The organism is Streptomyces anulatus (assembly GCF_014650675.1).
In the GTDB taxonomy this organism is placed as follows: domain Bacteria; phylum Actinomycetota; class Actinomycetes; order Streptomycetales; family Streptomycetaceae; genus Streptomyces; species Streptomyces anulatus.
The window spans coordinates 267,210-287,361 of record NZ_BMVK01000008.1 but is presented as its reverse complement, the minus strand read 5'-3'; the positions used below and the strand labels follow the sequence as shown (position 1 = coordinate 287,361).

19 protein-coding genes are annotated in these 20,152 nt (G+C 72.2%); 9 read left to right on the top strand and 10 right to left on the bottom strand.

Annotation, left to right across the window (positions count from 1 at the left end; translation table 11 throughout):
• The first annotated feature begins 1 nt into the window (after position 1).
• From IE272_RS22080 to IE272_RS22070, 3 genes are all read left to right on the top strand, one after another.
• Positions 2-2,455 (top strand): LPXTG cell wall anchor domain-containing protein, encoded by a 2,454-nt coding sequence (locus tag IE272_RS22080; RefSeq protein ID WP_159392641.1) that lies wholly within the window; start codon positions 2-4, stop codon positions 2,453-2,455.
• Between the two features lie 250 nt (positions 2,456-2,705).
• Positions 2,706-3,050, top strand: coding sequence for an EthD domain-containing protein (locus tag IE272_RS22075; protein WP_050361225.1), 345 nt, complete (start codon positions 2,706-2,708; stop codon positions 3,048-3,050).
• Between the two features lie 93 nt (positions 3,051-3,143).
• Positions 3,144-3,683 carry a P-loop nucleotide/nucleoside kinase family protein gene (locus IE272_RS22070; RefSeq protein ID WP_056701498.1) on the top strand — a complete coding sequence of 180 codons (540 nt, stop codon included), beginning with the start codon at positions 3,144-3,146 and terminating at the stop codon, positions 3,681-3,683.
• Positions 3,684-3,752: 69 nt separating this feature from the next.
• On the opposite strand, the gene IE272_RS22065 is transcribed toward IE272_RS22070, so the two are convergent.
• The 3 genes from IE272_RS22065 to IE272_RS22055 form a co-directional block, all read right to left on the bottom strand.
• Positions 3,753-4,457 (bottom strand): HNH endonuclease, encoded by a 705-nt coding sequence (locus tag IE272_RS22065; protein ID WP_190007624.1) that lies wholly within the window; start codon positions 4,455-4,457, stop codon positions 3,753-3,755.
• A gap of 130 nt (positions 4,458-4,587) precedes the next feature.
• Entirely contained in the window at positions 4,588-5,340 is a 753-nt protein-coding gene (locus tag IE272_RS22060; RefSeq protein ID WP_057668407.1) for a hypothetical protein, read from the bottom strand.
• Between the two features lie 184 nt (positions 5,341-5,524).
• Complete coding sequence (locus IE272_RS22055; protein ID WP_050361222.1) at positions 5,525-6,310, bottom strand: SAM-dependent methyltransferase; 786 nt, start codon at positions 6,308-6,310, stop codon at positions 5,525-5,527.
• A 362-nt stretch (positions 6,311-6,672) separates the two neighbouring features.
• On the opposite strand from IE272_RS22055, the gene IE272_RS22050 reads away from it, so the two are divergent.
• The gene (locus IE272_RS22050; protein ID WP_050361221.1) at positions 6,673-7,575 is read left to right on the top strand and encodes a CPBP family intramembrane glutamic endopeptidase; all 903 of its coding nucleotides are present in this window, start codon (positions 6,673-6,675) and stop codon (positions 7,573-7,575) included.
• A 59-nt stretch (positions 7,576-7,634) separates the two neighbouring features.
• Here IE272_RS22050 and IE272_RS22045 read toward each other — a convergent pair whose 3' ends face one another.
• The 4 genes from IE272_RS22045 to IE272_RS22030 are packed head-to-tail and all read right to left on the bottom strand — an operon-like array spanning position 7,635 to position 11,405.
• A complete protein-coding gene (locus IE272_RS22045) occupies positions 7,635-8,834 on the bottom strand; it encodes an ABC transporter permease (RefSeq protein ID WP_057665013.1) in 1,200 nt (399 codons plus the stop codon).
• Entirely contained in the window at positions 8,831-9,691 is an 861-nt protein-coding gene (locus tag IE272_RS22040) for an ABC transporter ATP-binding protein (protein WP_079044244.1), read from the bottom strand. The genes IE272_RS22045 and IE272_RS22040 overlap by 4 nt, the downstream gene beginning before the upstream one ends.
• Positions 9,688-10,773: a peptidoglycan-binding protein gene (locus IE272_RS22035; RefSeq protein ID WP_057665015.1), complete on the bottom strand. Its 1,086-nt coding sequence runs from the start codon at positions 10,771-10,773 to the stop codon at positions 9,688-9,690. Before IE272_RS22035 ends, IE272_RS22040 begins: the two co-directional genes overlap by 4 nt.
• The gene (locus IE272_RS22030; protein WP_050361218.1) at positions 10,770-11,405 is read right to left on the bottom strand and encodes a hypothetical protein; all 636 of its coding nucleotides are present in this window, start codon (positions 11,403-11,405) and stop codon (positions 10,770-10,772) included. The genes IE272_RS22035 and IE272_RS22030 overlap by 4 nt, the downstream gene beginning before the upstream one ends.
• Positions 11,406-11,539: 134 nt before the next feature.
• Between IE272_RS22030 and IE272_RS22025 the strand changes: the two genes are divergently transcribed.
• The 3 genes from IE272_RS22025 to IE272_RS22015 are packed head-to-tail and all read left to right on the top strand — an operon-like array spanning position 11,540 to position 14,351.
• Positions 11,540-12,241, top strand: coding sequence for a response regulator transcription factor (locus IE272_RS22025; protein WP_190007622.1), 702 nt, complete (start codon positions 11,540-11,542; stop codon positions 12,239-12,241).
• Positions 12,242-12,288: 47 nt separating this feature from the next.
• Positions 12,289-13,830: an ATP-binding protein gene (locus IE272_RS22020; protein ID WP_190007621.1), complete on the top strand. Its 1,542-nt coding sequence runs from the start codon at positions 12,289-12,291 to the stop codon at positions 13,828-13,830.
• Positions 13,831-13,862: 32 nt separating this feature from the next.
• Entirely contained in the window at positions 13,863-14,351 is a 489-nt protein-coding gene (locus tag IE272_RS22015; protein ID WP_050361215.1) for a GerMN domain-containing protein, read from the top strand.
• Between the two features lie 67 nt (positions 14,352-14,418).
• On the opposite strand, the gene IE272_RS22010 is transcribed toward IE272_RS22015, so the two are convergent.
• Complete coding sequence (locus tag IE272_RS22010; RefSeq protein ID WP_047178060.1) at positions 14,419-15,018, bottom strand: TetR/AcrR family transcriptional regulator; 600 nt, start codon at positions 15,016-15,018, stop codon at positions 14,419-14,421.
• A 157-nt stretch (positions 15,019-15,175) separates the two neighbouring features.
• Between IE272_RS22010 and IE272_RS22005 the strand changes: the two genes are divergently transcribed.
• Entirely contained in the window at positions 15,176-17,467 is a 2,292-nt protein-coding gene (locus IE272_RS22005; protein ID WP_190007619.1) for an exo-beta-d-1,3/1,6-glucosidase, read from the top strand.
• A gap of 81 nt (positions 17,468-17,548) precedes the next feature.
• On the opposite strand, the gene IE272_RS22000 is transcribed toward IE272_RS22005, so the two are convergent.
• The gene (locus IE272_RS22000; protein WP_190007617.1) at positions 17,549-18,427 is read right to left on the bottom strand and encodes a hypothetical protein; all 879 of its coding nucleotides are present in this window, start codon (positions 18,425-18,427) and stop codon (positions 17,549-17,551) included.
• Between the two features lie 349 nt (positions 18,428-18,776).
• On the opposite strand from IE272_RS22000, the gene IE272_RS21995 reads away from it, so the two are divergent.
• Positions 18,777-19,418, top strand: coding sequence for a TetR/AcrR family transcriptional regulator (locus IE272_RS21995; protein ID WP_050361211.1), 642 nt, complete (start codon positions 18,777-18,779; stop codon positions 19,416-19,418).
• 22 nt (positions 19,419-19,440) lie between these two features.
• On the opposite strand, the gene IE272_RS21990 is transcribed toward IE272_RS21995, so the two are convergent.
• Positions 19,441-20,142, bottom strand: coding sequence for a GDSL-type esterase/lipase family protein (locus IE272_RS21990; RefSeq protein ID WP_229897387.1), 702 nt, complete (start codon positions 20,140-20,142; stop codon positions 19,441-19,443).
• Positions 20,143-20,152: the final 10 nt, after the last annotated feature.

Sequence of the window (20,152 nt, the reverse complement as noted above, 5' to 3'; positions counted from 1 at the left end):
CTTGAATCACACGTTCCGTATACCGTCCTGGTGGCGGTTCGCGGCCCGTTTCACTGCTGCTTTCGGCCTTGCCGCCGCAGTCGCCGTGACCGGTCTGCCCGCCATCGAGACCGCCCGGGCGGCGGGTCCGCCCGTCACCGCGAAGATGAAGCCCGGCTCGGGGAAGCGCTGCGACGTTCGCAACGGCTTCAAGCCCGCCGCGCAGACCCCGGCGAACTCCGGGTTCCCTGATGATCTCACCGGCCCGATCTACAAGGACAGGGCTCTCCCGAAGAACTTCGAGTTCGACCTTCCCGGGCAGGCGTACGACGGGCTGAAGGCCCCGACGGCCGCCGAGAAGAAGAAGGCCCTGTCCCAGGTGCCCGGCGACCCGGACAAGAATGTCGCCGCCTGGAAGAAGATCGCCGACACGTCGAAGAATCCCGCCGACCGTGCGATGGAGATCTACGCCCGGTACTTCGCGAACAAAGAGGGCCTGGGATTCAAGCACTGGTTCGACAAGCGGTACATTCGCAACCAGGTCAACAACCACAAGGGCTCGGGCTTCGAGCGGCAACTGGTCCGCGACTACAAGCTGATCGGCCCGGACTGGTTGTGCGAGGTCACCGTCGAGCTGTTCGACCAGAACGGTGAGAAGGTCGGCGAACGCCGGTACGACGCCTACAACAAGGCGAAGAAGGAATTCAACGAGTTCAAGTCGAACTCGAAGCTGACGACCAAGCAGCTCGCGAAGGACCGCGTCGTCGCCCGGTCGATGCCGGACCACACCTTCCGCTACAGCGGCGCGAAGAAGTTCACCAAGGGCCAGGTCAAGCACATCGCCGACCTGGAGCGCGACGTGCGGAACATGCGCAACGGGAAGACCGGCCAGGTCCGGGGCAACCAGCGGATGTACAACCCGGTCCCCAAGACCACTCCGATCCGCGGGTACTCCGACCACCAGCGCTGGTTCGCCCCCGCCTGCCAGACCGGTCCCCGGCTGATGGCGGCCGGCGCCAACACCTGCGGCACCCGCGGCCCCGCCAACGAGCGCGCCCTGTCCTCCGGCAAGACCCTGGAGGAGGCGAAGCGCTTCCAGCGGGACGCCAACCGGCTGGACCCGAGGGGCACCCTCCCCAGGGGCGGCCCGGGCGGCGTCGACTTCACCACCCTCGAACTCCGTTACGTCGGGGGGCTCGGCAAGGGCAAGGGCATGTCGTACTCGATGAAGTCCGACCAGATGCCCGACCCGGACAACAACCCCGGCTTCGGCGGCGAGGTCCGGATGCAGCTCTCCTCCGACGCCCTGTTCACCTGGCTCGCGCTCACCCCCGACAAGTTCTGGGTGAACCTGAACCCGGACCAGCCGAACAAGGTCATGGACACGAAGTTCGGCAAGACCGACGCCGGACGTGTCCTCCTGGAGGCCGACCTGGAGATGAAGCACGACTTCAGCGAGGCCGTGAACCCGGACAAGCACCCCGGGGCCAAGCGGTACTGGGACACGGCGCCGCGCCGGAACGGGATGCCGTGCTTCCCGGGCGTACGGATGTGGATCGAGCCGAAGCCCGCCCAGGTCCGTGAGGAGGACGGCGGGATCTACATCCTCGACGCACCCCTCAAGGTCAGCACGCAGTGGCTCGACGTGGACTACACCGTCCCCGGCTCCACCGAGTGCAAGGACCTGTCCGACGCCGAGAAGAAGGCGATCGAGCGGTCCATCGCCACGAACGTGATGCCGCTCGTGGAGGAGCGCGTCAACACCGACCGCGACTACGCCGACCTGCGGGCCGTCTACACCGCCCGTGTCGCCGCCGAGTACATCCGGCAGCAGGACGCCAAGAAGCCCACGGACTTCCGCAAGATCATCAACAGCGACGACGTGACCGCGTGGCCGCTGCGCGACCCCCACCAGGACTGGAACCGTGAGCAGGTCTGGAACCGCTACATGGACTCGATCAAGAAGGGGATCGAGTGGTTCGAGCTGAAGTACGGCGGCAAGGTCTACAACCAGGGAGTCGGCGGCGTCGACTTCTCCCGGCAGCCGAAGCGGAACATCCCCAAGGCCCAGTTCACCGCGCAGAACCGGGACCTCGACAACACCGTCGTCAACTCCCGTAAGTCCGACGACGCTTCCTACCGGGACCTCGACACCGTCTACCTCGGAGCGGGCCCCGCGGACGGGGGGAGCGGTGAGGACCCGGGCGGCGACCCCAAGCCCACGCCCACACCGACCCCGTCGGACACGGGCAGGCCGACCGACCCTCCGTCGTCCCCGGCACCGGACCCCAGTACCCCCGGTGACGACGGCACGCCGGCCCCGCCCGGGAACAAGCCGGACCCCGACGGCGACCTCGCCGACACCGGCAGCAGCACCCCGGTCGGCCTCTTCGTCGGCATCGCCGCAGCTCTCGCGGCGGCCGGTGGCGCGCTGATGTGGTGGATGCGCCGACGCCGTAGGGCCGTTCAGGAGTAGCCGCGGTCGAGATCGCGGGCGGCCGTCCACGTGGTGGGGTCGCCCGCAGTCCGGTGATACGCGTACGCGTGCGGGGCCTCTCGGGGTTCGGGGTGCGAAGCCGGCCGAACCGTCCCGGGAGGCCCTGCCGTCTTCGTCCACGTGATCCATATTACTTGCCTAGGCAACAGAGATCTGTTGCCTAGGCAAGTCAATGTCCTCTACCTTGTGACTTGCTCAGGCAAGTCAATCTCGGCATCGAGGAGCCCCTGTGATCAAGCTCAGCATCTTCCTGACCCGGCGAGCGGACCTCTCCCACGACGAGTTCGTGGACTACTGGACGCAGAAGCACACCCCTCTGCTCTCGACGCTGCCCGGCGGAGAGGTCCCGGTCCGGCGCTACGTCCAACTGCTGCCCACCGACGACGAGATCCCCGGTGTGGCCACCGCTGTCTACGACGGTGTCGCCGAGCTGTGGGTCGACAGCATCGACGACGCCGCTCGCTGGTTCACCTCCGACACCTACACCACCACCATCGCGGCGGACGAGGAGAAGTTCCTCGACCGCTCCCTGACCCGCTTCCTCTACTCGACCGAAAGCCGGATCCTCGGCTGAGCACCGCCGGCCGAGCCGATGCGCTCCGGGGGACCGACGATCAGCCGGGGAATGCAGTGGTCGTCCGGCCGGGCTTCCTGACACGATCCGGGGGTGACCACCTTGTTCCTGATGGTCGGCCTGCCCGGGGCCGGAAAGACCACACGCGCCCGACAGCTCGCCGAGGAGCACGGCGCACTGCGCCTGACGCCCGACGAGTGGATGCTCCCCCTGTTCGGCGAGGCCGAGCCGGACGGGAAGCGCGACGTGCTGGAGGGGCGCATGCTCTGGCTCGCCCTGGAGGCGGTCAGGCTGGGAACCGACGTGGTCGTGGACTACGGCTGCTGGTCCCGCGACGAACGGTCCGCGATCCGCTGGCTGGCGGAGGCGGAGGGCGCGCACGTCCGCATGGTCTACCTGCCGGTCGACCACGAGACCCAGCGCACCCGGATCGCCCACCGCTGGAAGACCGCCGCCGAGGAGACCTACCCGCTCGACGAGGCCGACCTCCAGCACGGGCGGGAACACTTCGAGGAGCCCGGCGAGGCGGAACTGTCGGGCCGCGCGCGTTCCGCCCCGCCTCCGGGGTGGGCGGGCTGGCCGGAGTGGGCCGCCGAGCGGTGGCCGTCGTTCGTCCGTCCGGCCGGCGCGTGACCCGGCCGAGGGCGGGGTGCGGCCTGAGGGAGTGAGCGAGGCCGGCTCGTCCGCTCACTCCCGGGCGGGTCAGGACGCGGGTGCGTAGCGGACGATGGTGTCCTCGCAGGGCCCCTCCGCGTACACCTTCAGCGCTTCCAGCTCACGGTCGTCCGCGGTGAGCTGCCAGCGGAGCTTGGTCGACACCCACTCCCCGGTGTACCGGCACTGGACCTCGGGGGACGGCGGCATCCAGTCCGCCGGGTCGTGATCCGACTTCCGCCGGTTGGTGCGCGACGTCACCGCGACCAGGGAGACGTCCGCCCCCTGGTCGTTCGCGTAGGCCTCCCGCCGCCCCGCGGTCCACGCGGAAGCGCCGGAGTCCCAGGCCTCGCCGAGCGCGACCGTGTGCGCGACGTCCAGGGACCCGGCGTCGGTGACCTCCTGGCCGTCGAAGTAGGACGTCCACCTGCCGCCGGTCAGCTTGCAGCCGGTCCCCACGGCCGGTGCGACGACCGCTTCGGCCAGGAGGACCTCGGCGGCGGTGTCGCACCCGTCCGTCGCGTCTTCGCCTGCGGTCCAGTGCCGGAAGGACGCACGGGTGTAGCCGGCGCGGTCCTCCTCGGTCACTTTCAGCAGGCCGACCGCGTCGGCCAGGGTCGTCACCTCCGCCGCCGGAGCCGCCGGAGCGGCCTGCGCCGCCTGCGCCGCCTGCGCGGCGGGAGGCGGGAGAAGGGGGACGAGGGCGAGGGAGAGGGAGAGTGCGCCGAGACCGCGCATCAGGTTCTTGATCACGAGCGCGTTCTACCGGCCGCGCCCCGCCCCCGCGCGGCCCGGGCGTCCTTGCTCACCCGCCCGGGTCAGCGAGTTCACCGGAGGAACGCTTCCGCACCCCGTCCTCCCCGGCACGCGTCCACCGGCTGTGTCAGCGGATGGCGACGTAGTCGCCGCTCGACGACCTGGGGCCGGAGGTGGAGTTGCCGTAGTACGTCCACCGCCACGACCCCGGCCCGGTGGCCTTCACCGTGGTCTTGAGGGCCCCCGTCTTGCTCGACGTCGCCTTCTTCACCGTCTTGTACGAGGACGAGCCCGCCGCCTTGAACTGGAGGCTCACCGAGCGGCCCCCGTACCCCTGGTACGTGTGGGTGTCCCAGTTCGCACGGCTGACCTTTCCGGTCACGGTGATCGTCTTGCCCTTGACGACCGGCTCCGGCGAGGCGTTGACCGTGACGCGCGTGGCCCGCTTCACCTGCAACGGGAGGTTCTCGTCGTCAACGTCCTCGGCGCCCTTGGGGAGGTACAGCTTCGCGGCGGTCTTCCAGGTGCCGGCGTCCTCGTTCCCGAACTCGTAGTGCCGCGGGTCGATGGACAGCCACTCCTCGAAGTCGCAGATTCCCTTGGCCTTGTCCACGACCCTGCAGTCGCTGGTGATGATGGAATTCCACAGGGTGTCCATGTTGCTCAGCTTTCCCCGGTAGGGGAACACCATCGGGGCGGACTTGTGCTTGATCTTGGTCGCCATCCGGAAGGTCACATACAGCTCGACCTCTTCCTTGACCCCGATCACGATCGGCTTCCCGCCGTTCACCGTGACCCGGCTGAAGGCGACTCCGCCCTCCGCCGCCCCGGCCGGCACCGCCGCCACCCCGGTGAACACGGCGGCGGCCGCACCGGCCACCACCGCTCTTCGCGCCGTTCTCTTCACGTCGAGCCCGTCCTTTCCCTGCCCGCCCTGCCCGAGCGCGCAGGCGCACCCGGGCCGAGGATCGTCCTCGCGGTCGACTGTGGGACCGGGGACGGCCGTACGGGGTTGTGCGCGGTGCGGCAACGATTTGATCACCGCAAGCCGAGAGGCCTCCCGGCTACGGGACCCGGGCCACCGCCACGTATATGCCGCTGTGCTCCTGGGCGGGGGCGGGCGTGCCGTGGAACCACTCGGGGGCCTTCACCAAGCCGGGTGCGACGATGTCCAGGCCCTCGAAGAACCGCGAGAACTCCTCGCGGGTCCGCAGGGCCAGCTGGATGCCGCCCTTCTTGTACTCGTCCTCGCTCTGCTCCCCGAGCTCCGCGTTCACGTCGGACGCGCCCTGGGACAGCACGACGTAACTGCCGGGGGCCATGGCGTTCGTGAACGTACGGACGATGCCGATCGGGTCCTCTGCGTCCGGCAGGAAGTGCAGGAGGCCGAGGAGCGACAGGGCTATCGGGCGGTCGAAGTCCAGGGTCTCGCGGGCGGCGTCGAGGATGATGGCGGGCTCGCGGACGTCGGCGTGGACGTAGTCCGTGACGCCCTCGGGCCGGCTGATCAACAGGGCTTCCGCGTGGCGCAGGACGATCGGGTCGTTGTCGCAGTAGACGACCCGGGCGGAGGGGCGGATCTCCTGGGCCGTCTGGTGCAGGTTCGGCGCGGTGGGAATGCCCGTCCCGATGTCCAGGAACTGCGTCACGCCCTCGCCCGCCAGCCAGGCCGTCGAACGGTTCATGAAGGCGCGCTGCTGATGAGCGCCGATCTTCGCCTCGATGGGCAGGAGTTCCGCCATCGCCTGGTCCACCGGGTAGTTGTCCTTGCCCCCGAGGAGCGCGTCGTAGACCCGGGCCGAGTGGGGCTTGCCGGTGTCGATCGGGGGGTGGGGCGTCGCTGCCGTCATGCCGGACTCCTGATACACGTGGTGTGGACCATTCGGTCGACGCAGTCTGCCACAGCAACCCCGGTCGGCCGGATGGGTGTTCGGGCTTCGGGGCGCGTGTCGCGCGTGTCCCGCGCGGTCGCTTCGCCGCATCTCGTGCTCGCCGTGCCGGGCCTCCGCGTTGACCCCGTACGCCGTGCGCGCCGAAGATCGCTGGTGTGAACCCCCCTTCCGACACGCCCCCGCCCCCGCCCCCGCCCCCGCCCCCGCCCCCGTCGCCCTGGGCCCCGCCGCCGTCCTCGGCCGAACCGCCCCGCGGGTCCGGCCCGGCCCCGCAGGGCTGGGACCGGCCCCCGGAGTGGAGCCGCCCGCCGTCCGGGCCGGTGCGTGCGCCCTCGGGGTCCCGCTACGACCAGCAGGGGCGCAACGGTCAGGGCGGACGGTTCGGCTGGCTGGGCGAGCTGCTGACCGCCCTCGCGCTGGTCGTGGTGGGCGTGCTGGCCGTCAGCGTGTTCGGCGCGATCATCGCCGAGGTGCTGGACGCGGGGCCCTCGGACGCCGACAGCGAACTCTTCTTCGAGGACCCGGTCGCCGAACTGGCCGTCGCGCTCGTCGGCATCGCCGTCGGGATACCCATCGTCCTGTGGGTCGTCCGCCTCCTCGGCCGGCGGCCCCCCGGGACCGTTTCCTCCGTCGTCGGACGGCTGCGGTGGGGCTGGCTCGGGCGCTGCGCCGCCGTGGGCTTCCCGTTGATGGCCGTGCAGATCGGGCTGCTGATCGCCTGGACCTGGGACGCGGAACCGCTCACCGAGTCCGGTGCGGGCTTCCCGGGCTGGCCCTACTTCCTGCTGAGCCTGGCCGTGGTGCTGGCGCTCGTCCCGTTCCAGGCCGCCGCCGAGGAGTACGTCTTCCGGGGCTGGCTGGTCCAGGTGATCGGCAGGGTCGTGGGATCTCCCTGGCCCGCGATCGTCCTGGCGTCCCTCCTGTTCGCCCTGGCCCACGGGTTCGGCGAACTCTCCGGCTTCCTCCTGCTGCTCTACTCGGCGCTGTGGTGGGGCTGGCTGGTGATCCGCACCGGCGGCCTCGAAGCGGTCATCGTCCTGCACGTCGCCAACAACGTGCTGGCCTTCGGCCTGGCGGCGGGCTTCGGGGAACTCGACGACAGCAGCACCGCGGCCGACGCCCCCTGGCAGGCCCTGGTCCTCGAACTCGTCTTCGCCCCGCTGTACTGCCTGACCGTGGCGAAGATCGCCGAGCGCCGCGGCATCGAGCGGGTCAGCCCCTGATCCCCGGCCCGGCCGGGGATCAGGGACTGACCCGGCCGGGCTTCTGAACCCGGCTCTCCTCACGTCGCGTTCAGCGCCACCGTCGGGTGCAGGCGGGCGGCGCGGATCGCCGGGTAGAGGCCCGCGACCACGCCGATCAGCAGGGTCGCGGCCAGGCCGCCCGCCAGGGACCAGGGCGGGACCACCGCCGTCCACCCCTGCGCCCGGGCGAACCCGTACGTGGCCGCCGCGCCCAGCAACGCGCCCGCGACGCCGCCCAGCGCGGACAGGAGCAGCGACTCGGTCAGGAACTGGAGCCGGATCGCGTTGCGCGTCGCCCCCAGCGAGCGGCGCAGACCGATCTCCTGGCGGCGCTCCAGCACGGAGATGACCATCGTGTTGGCGACGCCCACCCCGCCGACCAGGAGGGCCACCGCGCCGAGCCCGAGCATCAGGGTCGTCAGCCCCTTGTCGGCGGCGGCGCGGGCGGCCAGCGCGTCCGAGGGGCGCGAGACCCGGACACCGGCCTCGTTGCCGGGGCTGACCGTCCGCGCCAGCACCGCCCGTACGTCCTCGACCGAGGCGTCCGAGGAGCGCTCGAAGATCGTGGTGGGGCGGCCGTCGAAGCCGAAGTAGCGTGCCGCGGCGGGGAATCCGATCAGCGCCACCCGGTCCAGGGTCGGGACCAGCTCGACGGGTTCGAGGATCCCGACGACGGCCACCCGGGTGTCGTTCAGCATGATCGTCTCGCCGGGGCGGGTGATGCCGAGGCGGTCCGCCGCCACCGCGCCCAGGACGGTGGTGGGCAGGCGCTCGCCGGCCGGGGTCAGCCAGGTGCCCCGCGCCACCTCGCCGCCGAGCGTGGAGAGCAGGTCGGTCCGGGCCGCCTGGGTGGTGACCCCGGCGGTGCGCTCCTCGGGGACGACGTCGCTGCGCCGGATGCGGGCGTCGACCTCGGCGGTGGCCGTGGCGTGTCGCACCGGGCCGATCCTCTCGACCATCGCCACCGCGTTCCTGGGGAGTTCGACCGTGCCCCCGAGCGGGTCCTCGCCCGCCTCGGCGGTGAGGAGGTTGGTGCCGAGGCGGTCGAGCCGGGACATCAGGTCGGCGCGGCTCGACTCGGACAGGCCGACGACCGCGACCATCGTCGCGATGCCGATGGCGATGCCGAGAGCCGAGAGCACCACCCGGGCCCGGCGCGCCCGCAGTCCGACCGCGCCGACGCGCAGGACGTCCCGGGAGGAGAGGCGGGCGGGCCTGAGGTCGTGGGTACGGGTCATGCGCCGGCCTCCGTACGGGGGGTGGAGCGGTCGTCGGGCGGGCGTGGGACGGAGCGGTCGTCCGGCGTACGTGCGGTGGAGCGGTCGTCCGGCCGGTGCGGGGCGGAGCCTTCGTCCGCCACGATCTCGCCGTCCCTGAAGCGGACCCGGCGCGGCAGCGAGGCCGCGATCCCGTGGTCGTGGGTGATCACGCAGACCGTGGTGCCGGACGCGTTCAGCTCGTGCAGCAGCTCCATGACGATCTCGCCGGACGCGGTGTCCAGCGCCCCCGTCGGCTCGTCCGCCAGCAGCAGCCGGGGCTCTCCCACCAGGGCGCGGGCGATGGCCACGCGCTGCTTCTCGCCGCCGGACAGCTCGTTCGGGGTGTGCGAGGTCCGGTGGTCCAGGCGTACGCGGGCCAGCGCCTCGCGCGCCCGGTTGCGCCGCTCCCGGGAGGGGACGCCGGTGTACAGCAGCCCGTCGGCGACGTTGTCCACCGCGTCGCGGCCCGCCGCCAGGTGGAAGTGCTGGAACACGAAGCCGATGTGGCGGGCGCGCAGGGCGGAGAGGCGGGCGTCGGAGAGCGCGGACACGTCGTATCCGGCGACCCGGACCGTACCCGTGGTGGGCCGGTCCAGGGTCCCCATGACGTTGAGCATCGTGGACTTGCCGGAGCCGGACGGGCCGACCACCGCGAGGAGTTCGCCCTCGTGGACGGTGAGGTTCACGGCGCGCAGGGCGTGGACGCCGCCCGGGTAGGACTTCGTGGCGTTCCGGAGTTCGACGACGGGAACGGCGGCGGGGTCGATGCCGGAGGTGACGTCAGGGGCCGGGAAGAGCGGGGAAGGCGGGGAGACCGGGGGCAGCGGGGTGGTCATGGTTTCGCCACTCCCACCTTCATGCCCTCGCGCAGCTCCGCGCCGCTGACCTCGATCTGCCCGTCGGCCGTCATGCCCGTCTCCACCCGGACCATCGTGGAGGTCGCGCCCCGGACGATCTGGAGTCCGTACCCCCCGTTCTCGCCGCGCAGCGCCACCACCGCCTCGACCGGCACCGCGAGGACCCCCTTGCGGGCCTCGCTGACGAACGTCACGCTCGCCGCGGCCTCGGCGTCCTCGCCGGAGGCCGCGCGGGGACCGCCGTCGAGGACGACCTCGACGGTGATGCCCTCCTGGGATTCGGCCTCCGCCCCGCCCTCCTCCGGGCGTACCGTCCCGGCGACCTTCCCGCGCACGGTCTTCCCGCTGGGCAGGGCCACCTCCACCTTCGTGCCGCGTGCGGTGAGCGCGCCGTCGGCCTGGTCCAGGCGGGCCCGGACGACCGGCTCGGTGGAGGCGATCGTCAGGACGGGCCCGTCCGGGCCGACCTGGTCGGCGAGGGCCGCGTCGGCGGAGACCACCTTGACCCGGTCGGGCTGGAAGACGACGTCGCCCCGGCCGACCCTGCCGGTGGGCTCGCGGTTGAGGTGCTTCTGCCACCGCTTGACGGCGGCCTCGGTGTCCTTGCCGTACTCCGTGTCGACGTACAGCCCGGTTCCGTAACCCAAGTCCCTCAGGTTGCGCTCCAGTTGGAGTACGTCACTGCCCCGGTCGCCCGTCTTCATCTCGCGGAACGCCGGGACCGGCCCGTAGAGGAGCGTGACCGGCTTGTCGTTCAGCTCGTACAGGGCCTGCCCTCTCGTCACGGTCTCCCCCTCGGAGGCCGCCACCGTGACGGTGCCCTCCACGGCGGCCTTGACGGCGCGGCGCTGGGCGAAGTCGATCCTGCCGTCGACGGTCTTGGAGAGGACGAGGTCGGTGCGGACGACGGCGGCCGTGGCGGGCGGGAGGCCGTCGCCCCTGCCGGAGGCGTTCGCGTCGTCGCCGTTCCCGGGGAACGGGAAGCCTCCGGAGAGGCCGACGGCGACCACGGCGGCGGCCGCCACCGCGCCGAGCGCGACGTAGCGGGTACGGCGCTTCACTGCATGCCGTCCAGTCCGTCGAGAAGCTTCGACTTGCACGCCGCACGGGCCTCCTTGTACGCGGGAGACTCGCGGTCGTAGACCGGGGAGGCCGGGTCCGGGTCGCCGCCGGGCACCGCGTTGCCGCCGGACATCACCGGGTTGGTGAACCGGCTGATGCCGTTGTCCCGCATGCACTGGGCGTGCGCGAGCATCGACTCGTAGGACTTCTGCTGGTCGCGCTTGGGCTCGACCGCCATGGACGCCCGGAGCTCGTCCACGCAGACGTTGTTCTTTCCGGCCTTGATGCCGTCGTTGCGGCCCGGCTGGGAGCCGATCTCGCCGATCTTCTCCCAGTCGAGGTGGCCGCTGAGCTTGGGGTCGGGGAAGTCCTTGTAGCCGCCCTTGGCGCGCATGCACTGGACGAACGCGACCTGGGCGTCGTAGTAGGCGCTCTTGCCGGCGGGCTTCGCGCTCGGGGTGCTCGCGGCCTCGGAGGCCTCGCTCTTCGGGGACGGTACGTCGGCGACGGTGTCGTGGCTCCTGGTCCCGGTGGTGTCGTCGTTCCCGCCGCAGGCGACGGTGAGGGCGAGTACGGGCACGGCCACGAAGGCGGCCAGGCGGAGCCCGGCGGTGGTGGTGGGGAAGCTCATGGGCCTCACGCTGGCCGCCGTGGATGATGGCCCGTGCATGGCCAGGTGATGGGAACGTAACAATGCCTCCGACCTGAGCGTCCGCCCTCGGAGGGGGAGGCGGGGACGGTCCGGGCGTGCGCATAATCGGCCCCATGCCGCATGTGCTGCTCATCGAGGACGACGCGTCCGTACGGGACGGGATGGAGCTCGTGCTGCGCCGGCACGGGTACGGCGTGGAGACGGCCGCCACCGGCGAGCAGGCCCTCGCGCTGCTGGCCGGGGAGCGGGGCGCGCGGGTCGAACTGGCCGTGCTGGACCTGATGCTGCCCGGCATGGACGGCTTCGAGGTGTGCCGCCGCATCCGGGCCCGGGCGCCGAAGCTGCCCGTCATCATGCTGACCGCGCGCGGCGACGACCGGGACATCGTGACGGGGCTGGAGGCGGGGGCCGACGACTATGTGGTCAAGCCGGTCACCGCACCCGTCCTGGAGGCCCGCATCCGGGCCGCCCTGCGCCGCGCGGAACCGTATCCGCGGCAGGGGCCCGGCGCCGACCGCACCGACCACGCCGGTCTGGTGATCGACCGGGCCGGGCTGACCGTGACCAAGCACGGGGTGGCGCTCGCCCTCCCGCCCACCGAACTGCGGGTCCTGCTGGAGCTGTCGGCCTCGCCCGGCCGGGTCCTCACCCGGGACCAGCTCCTCGCCTCGGTGTGGGACCACACCTTCCTGGGCGACTCCCGGCTGGTGGACGCGGCGGTGGGCCGGCTGCGGGCCAAGATCGAGGACGTGCCGGCCAGGCCCCGGTACGTACAGACCGTGCGGGGCTTCGGTTACCGCTTCGGGCCGCTGTGAGACGGCCCGTCCCCCGGCGCCCCTCCGGGCACGGGCCCCGGCGCTCGTTGCGGCGCTCCCTCGGGCGTGGCTCGCGGCGGCTCGCCGGCGGGCTGCGGGTCAGGCTCGTCGTGACCTTCGTCCTCGTCGCCCTCGTCAGCGCGGTGACCGCGACGGCCCTCGCCTACCGTGACGCCCGCACCGCCGTCCTCCAGCGCACCCAGAACACCGCCGTGAACGACCTCCGGGAGCGGGTCGCCGTCGTCGGCGCGGGGCTCGACCTGCCTCCCGACCAGCGGTCGTTGTCCCGGTTCGCGGCGAAGGTCTCCGAGGGTCTGGGCGCGCGCATCGTGGTCGCCCGCCACCAGGACCTGACCGCCGTCTCCGACGCGTACGCCGACACGGAGGGCCGGATCACCGCCGAACTGCGGGCGGCTGTCCGGTCCGGGGACGGGGCCCGGTTCCAGCGGGTCCAGTGGCGCGGCGATCCGTATCTGGTCGTCGGCACGCCCGTGACGTACGCCGACGGGGACCGGCGCACCTCGGGCCTGGAGGTCTTCGTGATCACCGACCTGCGGGCCGAGCGCGACGACACGGCCGCCCTGCTGGACTCCGTACGGACGGGGACCGTGCCCGTGGTGGTGCTGGCCGCGCTGCTGGCGCTGCTGGCCGCCGGGACGGTCCTGCGGCCGGTACGGAAGCTGGGGCGGGCCACCCGTGAACTCGCCGCAGGGGACCTCGGCAGCCGGGTGGCGGTCCGTGGCCACGACGAACTGGCCGACCTGGCCCGGACGTTCAACGAGACCGCCGACGCACTCCAGGCGTCCGACGCGGAGTTGCGGGCCCAGGAGGCGAAGGCGCGGCGGTTCGTGGCGGACGTGTCGCACGAACTGCGCACGCCCCTGGCGGCGATGACGATGGTGGCGACGGTCCTGGAGGAGGACGCCGACCAGCTGCCGCCGGACGCCGCCCACGCGGCCCGTACCGTCGGCGCGGAGACGGCGAGGCTGTCCCGGCTGGTCGAGGACCTGATGGAGATCTCCCGCTTCGACGCCGGGGCGGTCCGCCTCGACGCGACCGTGACGGACCTCGCCGACACCGTACGGGCGTCGCTGGCGCTGCGGGGGTGGACGGACCGGGTGACCGTCGAACTCCGGGAGGACGTACGGGCCGTGGTCGACCGGCGGCGCATCGACGTGATCGTGGCGAACCTGGTGGGCAACGCGCTGCGGCACGGCGCGCCGCCGGTCACGGTCACCCTGGCCGCGCCCGGCGGCGACCGGGTGACGCTGGAGGTCGCCGACCGCGGCCCGGGGCTGCCGCCGGAGGCCCAGGAGCGGGTCTTCGACCGGTTCTACAAGGCGGACGCGGCGCGCACGCGCAGCACATCCGGGGGCGGAGACCGGGGCGGCGGCGGCCCCGGGGCGGACGGGAGCTTCGGGCAGGGCGGCTTCGGGCAGGGCAGCGGCCTCGGCATGGCCATCGCGCTGGAGAACGCGCGGCTGCACGGCGGCACCATCGAGGCGGCCGAACGCCCGGAAGGCGGCGCGGTGTTCACGCTGCATCTGCCCCTGCGGCACCCGGAGGAGGAAGAGGAGGGGGACGGGTGAGGCGCTTGCGCGGAGAGGGGCGGACGGGGCGCGTGCGGGGAGTCGTCCTCACGGTGCTGGGGGCCGCGCTCGTCGGGTGCGGGGTCCAGCCCACCGGGGTGATAGAGGCGGGCGAGGCCGCGTCCGGGCTGACGCGCGGGATGCGGCTGTACTACGCGTCCGACACCGGGCTGCGGGCCGTGCCCGTGCTCGACCGGGACATCAGCAGTCTCGACGCGGTGATGAAACTGCTCTCCCAGGGGCCGACGGAAGCCGAGCGGCGCGAGGGGCTGACCACGCTGCTCCACGCCCCCGCCGGCTACACCGTGACCGGGGACGGGGCCCACGTCACCGTGGAGCTGGAGGGCCCGTACTGGGCGGAGGCCAGGGACCAGGTGACGGGGCAGCTGGTCTGCACGCTCGCCAGCTTCCAGTCCGTGCGCGAGGCGGAGGTCCGGGCGGACGACGTGGAGGTGACGATCCGCCCGGGGGAGGGGCCGGTGCTGGGACCTTTGCGCTGCGCGGAGTTCCTCGACGGCTGAGGGGCGCGGGGGCCGGTCGGGTAGTGGGCGCGGCGAGCATCCCCCGCCGTGGGGCGCGCCAAGCCCCTCAGAACCGTACGGTCACCTGCGCCTGGACGTGGGCCCGCAGCACGCCCGCCATGTCCGTCGCGCAGTCGCTGATCAGCCACTGGATCTGGAGCCCGTCCATCAGCGCGATGAGCTGCTGCGCGGCTGCCGACGGGTCGACGTCGTCCCGGAGTTCGCCCGCGTCCCGGGCCTGGCGGTAGGCCAGTTCGGTGTTGGCGACCGAGGTGCGGTAGCGGGCCTCGAAGTACGCGTGCGCCGGATGGTCGGGGGACGTGGCCTCCGCGGCGACCACCGAGAACAGCTCGACGATCCCGCGCCGCTTCGCGTTCAGCTCCGCGAGGTCGGTCAGCCGGCGCAGATGGTCGACGCCCCGCGTCACGCCCAGGGCCAGCCACTCGTCGTCCACGTCGTCGCGGTGCTGGAGCACGGCGAGGAGCAGGGCCTCCTTCGTCGGGAAGTGGTGCAGGAGGCCCGGGTGGGAGATGCCGCAGCGGGTCGCGATCACCCGGAGCGACGCGCCCCGGTAACCGGCCTCGCCGAACAGGGTCATCGCCTGGTCGAGGATCTCGGTCCGTTTGGCCCGGCCCTTGGCGTAGCCGCGCCGCGCCTCGGAAGTCACGCGCCATCACCCGCTGTCATCGGAATCGGACACCTCTCTCGCACCGCCGCTCCGGCCCAGATTCTCACAGGGACCGAATCCCGGATCCCTCAATACTTACCAAGCGGTCGGGATTGAGCGTACGGTACTGCGGAGTGCTTTCGTGAAAGGAACTCCTGTGGGCCTCCAGCCGCCGTACCTCGACCCCGCGCTGCCCGTCGCGGAGCGGGTCGCCGACCTCCTGGGGCGCATGACGCTGCCCGAGAAGGTCGGCCAGATGCTTCAGCTCAACGCCAAGGAGGGAGTGCGGCACCTCGTCGAGGACCTGCACGCGGGCTCGATCCTGCACGCCTCGCCGGAACGGGTGGGCGAGGCCGCCGTGCTCACCGGGAAGACCCGGCTGCGCATCCCGCTGCTCGTCGCGGAGGACTGCATCCACGGGCACTCCTTCTGGGAGGGGGCCACGATCTACCCGACGCAGCTCGGGATGGCCGCCACCTGGGACCCGGAGCTGGTGGAGCGGATCGCACGGGCGACGGCGGTCGAGGTCGCGGCGACCGGGGTGCACTGGACGTTCTCGCCGGTGCTCTGCATCACCCGGGACCTGCGGTGGGGCCGGGTGAGCGAGACGTTCGGCGAGGACCCGTTCCTGATCGGCGAGCTGGCCTCCGCGATGGTGCGCGGCTACCAGGGCGACGGCCTCGACGACCCGACCGCGATCCTGGCCTGCGCCAAGCACTTCGCCGGGTACTCCGAGACCCAGGGCGGCCGGGACGCCAGCGAGGCGGACATCTCGCGGCGCAAGCTGCGCTCCTGGTTCCTGCCGCCGTTCGAGCGGGTCGCCAAGGAGGGCTGCCGCACGTTCATGCTCGGCTACCAGTCGATGGACGGCGTGCCGATCACCGTGAACAACTGGCTGCTCAACGAGGTGCTGCGCGGCGAGTGGGGCTACACCGGGACCCTGGTCACCGACTGGGACAACGTCGGCCGCATGGTGTGGGAGCAGAAGGTCTACGCCGACTACGCGCAGGCGTCGGCGGCGGCGGTCCGCGCGGGCAACGACATGGTGATGACCACGTCGAACTTCTTCGCGGGCGCCCAGGAGGCGGTGGCGCAGGGTGCGTTGACGGAGTCCGAGATCGACGCCGCCGTACGCCGCATCCTGACGCTCAAGTTCGAGCTGGGCCTCTTCGAGAACCCGCGCCACCCCGACGCGGCCCGGCAGGCCGAGGTCATCGGCAGCGGGGCGCACGCCGTGCTGAACCTGGAGGCGGCCCGCCGCTCGCTCGTCCTGCTGACCAACGACGGCACGCTGCCGTTCGCGGGCGGCCTGGCGGCGGACGAGGAGCGCCGCGGCAGGCCCCTCGCCTCCGGCGGTCCCCGTACGGTGGCGGTCATCGGCCCCAACGCGGACGACGCGCAGACCCAGTTGGGCGACTGGGCGGGGTCCTCGGGCCAGGCCGACTGGCTGCCGGAGGGCCAGCCGCGCACCATGATCCGTACGGTCCTCGACGGCTTCCGCGACCATGTGCCCGCCGACTGGACCGTCTCGTACGCGCCCGGAGCCCGCATCCTCGACGTGGGCCCGGACCCGGAGGGCGCGTTCTTCCCGGACGGGCAGCCCCGCCCGGAGGTCGTCGTCCCGGCGGCTCCCGACGCCTCGCTGATCGCGGACGCGGTCGCCGCAGCCGAAGCCGCCGACCACGTGGTCGCCGTCGTCGGCGACCGGATCGAGCTGATCGGCGAGGGCAAGTCCACCGCGACGCTCGAACTCGTGGGCGACCAGGTGGCGTTGCTGGACGCGCTGGCGGCGACGGGCAAGCCGTTCGCCGTCGTCGTGATCAGCTCCAAGCCGCTGGTGCTGCCGCCCTCCGCGCTCGGAGCGGCGGCGATCGTGTACGCGGCCAACCCGGGGATGCTCGGCGGCCGGGCGGTCGCGGAGCTGCTGCTCGGCCTGATCGAGCCGACCGGCCGGCTGCCGCTGTCCTTCGCCCGGCACGCGGGCCAGCAGCCGACGTACTACAACCAGGTGCGCGGCCAGCACGGTTCGCGCTACGCGGACCTCACCCAGCGCCCGGCGTTCGCGTTCGGCGAGGGGCTGAGCTACACGACGGTCGACTACACGGACCTGGAGGTGCTGACGTCGGTGGTCGACGAGTCGGAGACCGTACGGGCCCGGGTCACGGTGACCAACACGGGGACGCGGCCCGCGCTGGAGACGGTGCAGGTGTACGTGAGCGACACGGTGACGTCGGTGACCTGGGCGGAGAAGGAGCTGAAGGCCTACCGGCAGGTGGCGCTGGCCCCCGGGGAGTCGCACGAGATCCTCTTCGAACTCCCGGCGGCCGAGTGCACCCTCGTGGACGCGGAGGGCCGCCGCGTCGTGGAGCCGGGCCGCTTCGAGCTGCTGGTGGGCCCGTCGTCCCGGGACGAGGCGCTGCTGCGGGGGGAGTTCACGGTCAAGGGCTGAGCCGGGGGCCGGGGCCGTGGCCGGCGGGGCTGCTTGCGGCTCCCCGTCGGCCCCGGTCTCCCGTCGGCCGCGGTCTCCCCGTCATGAACCGTCGGAGGTCCTCGTCAGCCGGTACAGGTTCCCGGAGTCCGGGTCGCCGATGTACTGGTAGAGGACGGGCCGGCTCTCCGTGCCGCCGACGTTCCAGTAGTCGAACGTGCACAGGTCGACGGTGACGTCCACCGCCTGGGACCACGTGCCGCTGCCGGGTTCGTACGTCCAGGTGCCCTGTCCCGTGCACGAGTCGAGTTCGCCGTCATCGGCATCCGTACCGGTATCGGTATCGGCATCGTCGACTCCGACGGCGCTGACCCGGCCGTCCGCCGTGAAGGTGAGCGTCCCGCCGTGCCCGTCTGACCAGCGCCCGACGATGTCCGCCGAGGTGACCGCCGGCGGACGGTACTCGGGAAACACCCCCGTCGCCAGGCCGACGCCGCCGACGACGGCGGTGAGGACCACGGCGACCAGCCCCCACAGCATCACCGGCCCGAAGATCCGTTCCCGGCGCGACCTCCAGAGCAGCGCCGGAACGGTGAGCGCGGCCGTCGTCAGCAGCCACGCCACCGCGATGCCGGCAGGTCCCCCACCGCCGGAGAGGGCGACGGCGGGCACGAAGGAGACGACCGACGCCACCACCGGTACCCACCACCACGCCTCACGCCCGCCGAACCGGCGTCCCAGCACGTCGCTCAGCCAGGCGGTCGGGAAGACGATGACCGCGGACAGCGTGCCCGCGACCGCGATCCCGAACACGGCGAGCACGGGCAAGAAGAAGATGAACAACGCCGAACCGCCGCCCGCGTTGGGCGACTCCTGCGTGAAGCCGTACACAACGGCCACGATGAGCGCGATGACCCCTTCGATGAGCAGGGTCAGGATCGAGAGCAGCAGTGACAGCCCGTAGAGCCGCTTCTTCTTCACGTTCAGTCCCCCTCGCGCACGGTGATGTACGCGGCACGCCCGCATCGGGGCGGCAGCTGCGGCCATCGTGTCAGAGCTGTTTGAACGCGTTCAAGGCAGGGTCCGGGCTGCTCCGGCCGCACTGCGACCGCACTGTGGCGGCGCTCTCGCGGGGTGGGCCCCGGGCGAGTGCGGGGTGAGTTTGGGGCGCATCCGGGGCGCGCAAAGAAGAAGCGTTTCCGCGTGCGGGTATTCCCCCGTATGGGTGTGGCGAGACCGTCCGGACGGCGGTGGGGCGAGCACAATGGGGCGGCGGTTCGTGCAGAGGCGCGCAGGCTCCTCTCCCGCACCTTGCGCTCAAGGAGGACCGGTGGCGGAGAGCTGGACGGTTCAGCGGGCCGGGCCCGGGGATGCCGCGCGCACGCAGGCGCGTGAACAACTTCTGGAAGCGGCCAGGGAGTTGTACGGCATCAACGGATACCGGGCCACCGCCGAGCACGATGTGTGCGCGGCGGCCGGTGTGCCGGTCGAGGTGCTGCGTCAGGAGTACGGCTCCCGGGAGGGGCTGCTCATCGCCCTCCACAACCGGGTCACGACGACCGGGCTGCGGGCGGCGGAGAACGCACTCCTGGTCGACGGCATCGAGGATCGCTCGATCGGGGAGCGGGTCCAGCTGCTCTTCGACGCGTACGTGGAGTCCGTCACCAGCGACCCGCGCGAGGCCCGGGTGACGTTCGTCGAGGTGCTGGGCGTGAGCGCAGTGGTGGACGAGCACTGCAAGCTCTGGCGGGCCCTGTGGACGGAGTTCCTGACCGGGGAGGCCGAACGGGCGGTGGAGCGCGGCGAGGCGGAGGACCGGGACCACCGGGTCGACGTGATGGTGATGGTCGGCACGGTCCACGAGCTGATGGCCCACCACACCCGCCGCAGCCGCCGGGCCCAGCCCGGGGAGGTGTCGGGGGAACTGACCCAGCTGGCGCTGTCGATGCTGGGGGCGCAGCGGAGCGGGTGAGGGGGGCGGCGCAGCGCGGGAGTCAGGCGGGCTGTGCCTGCGCGTGCCGCTCGGCGTACGGCTCGCCCAGCCCCCACGCCTGGTGCATCGCGTCGGCGAAGGCGGCGGCGAGTTTGTGCTCGCCCGTCGGGCCGGGGTGCGTGCCGTCGTAGGTGTCCGTGCGGATGTCGTACGCCGTGGGGTGCGAGGCCAGCAGGAGCGGTGAGGACGGTTCGTCGAGGTCGGCCACGGCCTTGGCGAGCAGTTCGTTGAAGCGGTCGCAGGAGGCGGCGAAGGGGGCGTCCGTCACGGCCCGGACGTTCGGTATCACCGGGAGCAGCACCATGCGCAGGTGCGGGTTCGCGGTGCGGGCCGCCGTGACGAACGCGCGGGCGTTGGCCGCCGTCTGCTCGGCGTCCGTGTAGAACCCGAGGTCTATCAGGCCGAGCGAGACCAGCAGGACGTCCGCCTCCGCCTCGCGCACCGCGTCCGCGATCACCGGGGCCATGTGCAGCCAGCCCTCGCCCCAGCCGGACAGATGCCGGCGGGCGGCGGGCGGGAACGACGGGTCGGCGTACGCGTGGGAGAGCGGGGCGTTCGCCCCGATGTCGTACAGCGTCGTGCGCGGGCCGACGATCTCGTACGGGAGGCCGCACGCCTCCAGGTGCTGCCACAGGCGGTAGCGCCAGGTGAAGTCGCCGGTGGCGCCGATGGTCATGGAATCGCCGACCGGGAGAAAACGCATGGCGTCATCA